The organism is Acinetobacter sp. ANC_7512, from assembly GCF_056779935.1.
The window spans coordinates 1-307 of record NZ_JBWYIX010000044.1; the positions used below are offsets into that span (position 1 = coordinate 1).

Here is a 307-nt window from a genome sequence, read left to right on the forward strand (position 1 = left end):
GTATCTGTGGTTGCTGCTTGGTCTTGATCCGGTGTACTTGCAGTGATGGTATCGGTATCTTTCAATGGCTCATCAGTGATGATGGTCCAATGCCCGTTTTGATCTGCAGTCACTGTATATGGTGCATCATGACCCGGTACGTTGATTTCAACTGTGTTACCTGGTTTGGTTGTCCCTGTGATTTTTGAACCACCGCTGGTGCTGTCTGGTGTCACACTGTTGATTTTAATCGTAACAACTTCGTCATCACCTGCTGTACCTGCATTGCCTGCAAGATCAGTATAGCTCTTGTCTTTGACTTGTACTT

1 protein-coding gene is annotated in these 307 nt (G+C 45.6%); it reads right to left on the reverse strand.

Features of this window, described 5'->3' with window-relative positions; genetic code table 11:
• On the reverse strand, nt 1-307 hold a 307-nt coding region (locus AC1M9H_RS14390; RefSeq protein WP_481613658.1), incomplete at both ends, for an Ig-like domain-containing protein.